This is a genomic window from Streptomyces ossamyceticus, from assembly GCF_001418475.1.
Taxonomy (GTDB): Bacteria; Actinomycetota; Actinomycetes; order Streptomycetales; family Streptomycetaceae; genus Streptomyces; species Streptomyces ossamyceticus.
This window is the reverse complement of record NZ_LIQX01000899.1, coordinates 1-5,195: the sequence shown is the minus strand read 5'-3', so window position 1 is coordinate 5,195 and position 5,195 is coordinate 1. Positions and strand designations below refer to the sequence as shown.

3 protein-coding genes are annotated in these 5,195 nt (G+C 73.5%); all 3 read left to right on the top strand.

The features are described 5' to 3' along the window. Positions 1-192: 192 nt before the first annotated feature. The 3 genes from AOK15_RS40310 to AOK15_RS40300 are packed head-to-tail and all read left to right on the top strand — an operon-like array spanning position 193 to position 5,191. On the top strand, positions 193-1,350 hold the full coding sequence (locus tag AOK15_RS40310) for an MFS transporter (RefSeq protein ID WP_055524117.1): 1,158 nt from the start codon (positions 193-195) through the stop codon (positions 1,348-1,350). Between the two features lie 53 nt (positions 1,351-1,403). Further along, a complete protein-coding gene (locus tag AOK15_RS40305) occupies positions 1,404-3,182 on the top strand; it encodes a glycoside hydrolase family 35 protein (RefSeq protein WP_055524114.1) in 1,779 nt (592 codons plus the stop codon). Then, complete coding sequence (locus AOK15_RS40300; protein ID WP_240508819.1) at positions 3,182-5,191, top strand: beta-galactosidase; 2,010 nt, start codon at positions 3,182-3,184, stop codon at positions 5,189-5,191. Before AOK15_RS40305 ends, AOK15_RS40300 begins: the two co-directional genes overlap by 1 nt. Positions 5,192-5,195 lie beyond the last annotated feature (4 nt).

Sequence of the window (5,195 nt, the reverse complement as noted above, 5' to 3'; positions counted from 1 at the left end):
ATGTGTATAAGAGACGGCATCGCACCCCGCGGCTCCCGGCCCCCACCTGGGCGACCGGCCGAACGAGTCTTGACGGTCGTGATGTTACCGGTAACACTGCGAGGGTCCCCAGCCGCGACGAGGTGGAGTGCTCGCGTGTCCGACGTACCGACCGCATCCGCTGTGCACCCCCGAACCGCCGAGGAGGCGCGGGTGTTCAGCCCGGCCGCCGTGGTCGCCTCCTGTGTGGGGTTCGTGCTCATCGGAGCCCTCCAGGCGCTGTACGGGCCCGCCATCCCGGCCTTTCGTGACGAGTTCGGGCTGTCCCCGTCGGCCGCCGGGCTCGGGCTGAGCGCCCACTTCATCGGCGGTGTCGCCGGTGTCCTGCTCTTCGACCGGCTCTACGGCCGGATGGGCAACCGGACGATCCTCGGCGCCTCGTATCTGCTGATGGCCCTCGGCGCGGCCGGCTTCGCGCTCGCCCCGAACTGGCCCGTCGGCCTCGCCGCCGCCCTGCTCGCCGGACTCGGCTTCGGCGGTATCGACTACGGCCTCAACCAGCTGTTCGCCGTCGGCTTCGGCAAGCGCTCGACGGCCATGCTGAACATCCTCAACGCCCACTTCGGCATCGGCGCGATCCTCGGCCCCGCCCTGATCGGCGCGGTCGGCGCCGAGCACTACCCGGCCGTCTTCCTCGCCTTCGCCGCCGCCAACCTGCCCCTGCTGCTGTGTCTGCGCGGCGTCCGCGACCGCGCGCCCCTGACCGCCGCCCCGGACGAGGGCACCGCGCAGGCCGGCGGGTCCGCCCTGCGCCGCAGCCTGGCCTCGGTGCTCGGCGTGTTCGTCGCGCTGTACGTCCTGCACGTGGGCGTCGAGGCCGGCGTCGGCGGCTGGGAGCCCACCCACCTGGAGACCGTCGGCTACAGCGCGGGAGCCGCCGCCACCGCGACCTCCGTGTACTGGCTGATGCTGACCGTCGGCCGCTTCCTGGTGGTGCCCGTCGCCCTGCGGCACTCCCCCCAGACGATCATCACCGTCTCCTGCGCGGGCATGACCGTCTGCCTCCTCCTCGCCGTCGTCCCCTGGCTCGCCCCGTTCGCGTACGCCGGCGTCGGCCTCTTCATGGCGCCGATCTTCCCCACCGGCCTGCCCTGGCTGAACGCCGCCGCGCCGCGGGCCCGCAGCGTCGGCGCGCTGGTCATCGCCGCGTCCATGGTCGGGGGAGTGGCCGCCGGGCCCACACTCGGCAAGGCCATCGAATGGTCCGGGGTCCGCGCCGTGCCGCTGCTGCTGTGCGTCGTGTCGGCCCTGTGCCTGCTGGCCACCCTGTGGCTGATCCGCGCCACCCGCACCGCCACCCCGTCCCGCTGAACCGCATCCGTCCCCGAGTCACCCGCATGTCCCGAGCCGAAGGGAAAACAGCCTTGCGCACGCCCGCTCTCACCACGTCCTCCGACGGTTTCCTCCTCCACGGCGAACCGTTCCGGATCATCTCCGGCGCGATGCACTACTTCCGCATCCACCCCGACCTGTGGGCGGACCGGCTGCGCAAGGCCCGGCTGATGGGCCTCAACACGGTGGAGACGTACGTCCCCTGGAACCTCCACCAGCCCGACCCCGACAGCCCTCTCGTCCTCGACGGGCTCCTCGACCTGCCCCGCTACCTGAGCCTCGCCCGCGAGGAGGGCCTGCACGTCCTGCTGCGCCCCGGCCCGTACATCTGCGCCGAGTGGGACGGCGGTGGCCTGCCCTCCTGGCTCACCACGGACCACGACATCCGGCTGCGCACCAGCGACCCCCGCTTCACGGACGCCCTCGACCGCTACCTCGACATCCTGCTGCCCCCGCTGCTGCCCCACATGGCCGCGAACGGCGGACCCGTCATCGCAGTCCAGGTCGAGAACGAGTACGGGGCGTACGGCGACGACACCGCGTACCTCAAGCACGTGCACAACGCGCTGCGCTCCCGCGGCGTCGAGGAGCTGCTGTTCACCTGTGACCAGACGGGCTCCGCCCACCACCTGGCCGCCGGGAGCCTGCCCGGTGTGCTGTCCACCGGCACCTTCGGCGGCCGGATCGAGGAGTCGCTGCGCAAGCTGCGCGAGCACCAGCCCGAAGGGCCCCTGATGTGCTCGGAGTTCTGGATCGGCTGGTTCGACCACTGGGGCGAGGAGCACCACGTACGGGACGGCGCCAACGCCGCCGCCGACCTCGACCTGCTGCTCGCGGCGGGCGCCTCCGTCAACATCTACATGTTCCACGGCGGCACCAACTTCGGCTTCACCAACGGCGCCAACCACGACCAGTGCTACGCGCCGATCGTCACCTCCTACGACTACGACGCCGCCCTCACCGAGTCCGGCGACCCCGGCCCCAAGTACCACGCCTTCCGCGAGGTGATCGCCCGCCACGCCCCGGTCCCGGACGAGCCCGCCCCGGCCCCGTCCCCGAAGCTCTCCGGCATCACCGTCGAGCTGGACCGCAGCGCGCCCCTCCTGCCGTGGGCCACCGCCCACAGCGTCTCCGCCGGCCGCACCGAGGACCCGCTCACCATGGAGGAGCTGGGCCAGCGCTCCGGCTACGTCCTCTACCGCAGCGCCTTCCCCGAGCCGGGCGACGGCCTGCTGCACTTCGCCGGCGGGGTCGGCGACCGCGCCCAGGTCTTCGTGGACGGCGCCCCCGTCGGCGTACTGGAACGCGAACGCCACGACGAGACCCTGCCGCTGCGCGTCCCCCGCGCCGGTGCCACCCTGGAGGTGCTGGTCGAGAACATGGGCGGGGTGAACTACGGGCCCCGCATCGGCGCCCCCAAGGGCCTGCTCGGCCCCGTCACCTTCAACGGCACGGCCCTGCACGGCTGGGACATCCACCGGCTGCCCCTGACCGACCTGTCCACGGTGCCCTTCGCCCCGGCCGGCGAGACGGCCCACGTCACCGTGCCCGCCTTCCACCTCGGCACCTTCGACATCGACACCCCCGCCGACACCTTCCTCTCCCTGCCCGGCTGGACCAAGGGCCAGGCCTGGGTCAACGGCTTCCACCTCGGCCGCTACTGGAACCGGGGCCCGCAGCGCACCCTCTACGTCCCCGCCCCCGTCCTGCGCCCCGGCGCCAACGAGCTGGTCCTGCTGGAGCTGAACGCCACCACCGCCGCCCGCGCGCACTTCACCGACACACCCGACCTGGGGCCGGTGAAGCCCTGATGACGGCTCCCCACCGACTGCGCCTCCCGGCCGAGCCCCCGCCCCCGCTGCGCGGTCATCTGCCCTTCGCGGACGTCCCCGGCGCGGGCGACCCCATCGAGGTCACCAGCCGCTGGCTCACCCGCGGCGGCCGCCCCTGGTTCCCGGTCTCCGGCGAGTTCCACTTCACCCGCTGCCCCGCCGGGGAGTGGGAGGAGGAACTGCTGAAGATGAAGGCGGGCGGGGTGACGGTCGTCGCCGCGTACGTCATCTGGATCCACCACGAGGAGACCGAGGGCGACCTCCGCTTCGACGGCGACCGCGACCTGCGGCGCTTCGCCGAACTCTGCGCCCGCCACGGCCTGGACCTCATCCCCCGCATCGGCCCCTGGGTGCACGCGGAGGTACGGGGCGGGGGCCTGCCCGACTGGGTCCTCGCCCGCACCGACGCGCCCCGCACCGACGACCCCGCGTACCTGGCGCCCGTACGCCGCTGGTACGCGGCCCTGGCCGAGCAACTGCGCGGTCTGGACCGGGGCCACGGCGGGCCCGTCGTCGCCGTCCAGATCGAGAACGAGCTGTACGACCAGCCGGGCCATCTGCTGACCCTGAAGCGGACGGCCCAGGAGGCCGGACTCGCCGCCCCGCTGTGGACCTCGACCGCCTGGGGCGGCGTCCAGCTGCCCCCGGACGAACTGCTGCCCCTGTACGGCGGCTACACCGAGACCTTCTGGACCGAGGCCGACGGCGGCTGGCCCGACACCTGCCGCAAGCACTTCTTCTTCACCCACCAGCGCGACGACGAGGGCATCGGCGCCGATCTGCGCCCCACCACGGTCCGCGGCGGCGACCCGCAGGCGCTGGCGGACCGCTTCCCCTGGGCCACCTGCGAGCTGGGCGGCGGCATGGCCGTGGCCTACCACCGCAGGCCGCGCGTCGACGCCGCCGACATCGGCGCCCTCGGCCTCACCAAGATCGGGTGCGGTTCGGTGTGGCAGGGCTACTACATGTTCCACGGCGGCACGAACCCCCGGGGGCGCACCACGTTCCTCCAGGAGTCCCACGCCACCGGCTACCCCAACGACCTGCCCCTGCTCACCTACGACTTCCAGGCCCCGCTCGGCGAGTACGGCCAGTACCGCCCCTCCTACGACGAACTCCGCCTCCAGCACCTGCTGCTGGCCGACTTCGGGCAGCTCATCGCCCCCATGAGGTCGGTCCTGCCCGATCGGCTCCCGACAGGCCAGGACGACCGGGAGACCCTGCGCTGGGCGGTGCGCGGCGACGGACGGTCCGGCTTCCTCTTCGTCAACAACCACCAGCCGCACGAGCCGCTGCCGGACCACACGGACGTCTCCTTCACGGTGGACTTCCCCGACGCGTCGCCCCTCACCCTGCCGGCCACGCCGGTCACGGTCCGCGGGGGCGCCTACTTCTGCTGGCCGCTCCGGCTCGACCTGGGCGGACTGTGCCTGGAGTGGGCCACGGCGCAGGTGGTGTGCGTGCTGGACGGTACGGGCGGCGGACCCGAGGACAGCGGTGACGGCCCCGCGGGCCGCCCGGTGCTGGTGCTGGCCGCGATCGACGGCATCACCCCCGAACTCGCCCTGGACGCACGGACGGTGAAGGCGGCGCGGGCGCCCTCCGGTGATCTGACGACCGTCGGGGACCGCCTCCTCGTCACCGGGCTGCGGCCCGGCACGGACGCCCTCGTCGAGGTGGACACCGCCGACGGCCGCCGCGTCGACCTCCTCGTCCTGGACGCGGCCACGGCCCGCACCGCCTACCGGGGCCCCGCCTGGGGCGCCGACCGGCTGGTCCTCAGCGACGGAGGCGTCGTCTTCGACACCCACCGCGACGAGGTACGGGTGCACAGCCGGTCCCCGGAGCCGTCGTTGGCGGTGCTGCCCGCGCCGCGCGCGGCACCCGTGGCTGCCGCGGGCACGGTGAAGGAGACGGCGGACGGGGTGTTCGCCCGCTACACGCTGGTCGCGGCGGCCGGGGGGCCGGGCGCCGCGACCAGCGTGTAGCGGG

What these genes read in the sequence shown, in the direction of transcription:
- AOK15_RS40300 (WP_240508819.1), top strand. Translation starts at nt 3,182, where the DNA reads ATGACGGCTCCCCACCGACTGCGCCTCCCGGCCGAGCCCCCGCCCCCG.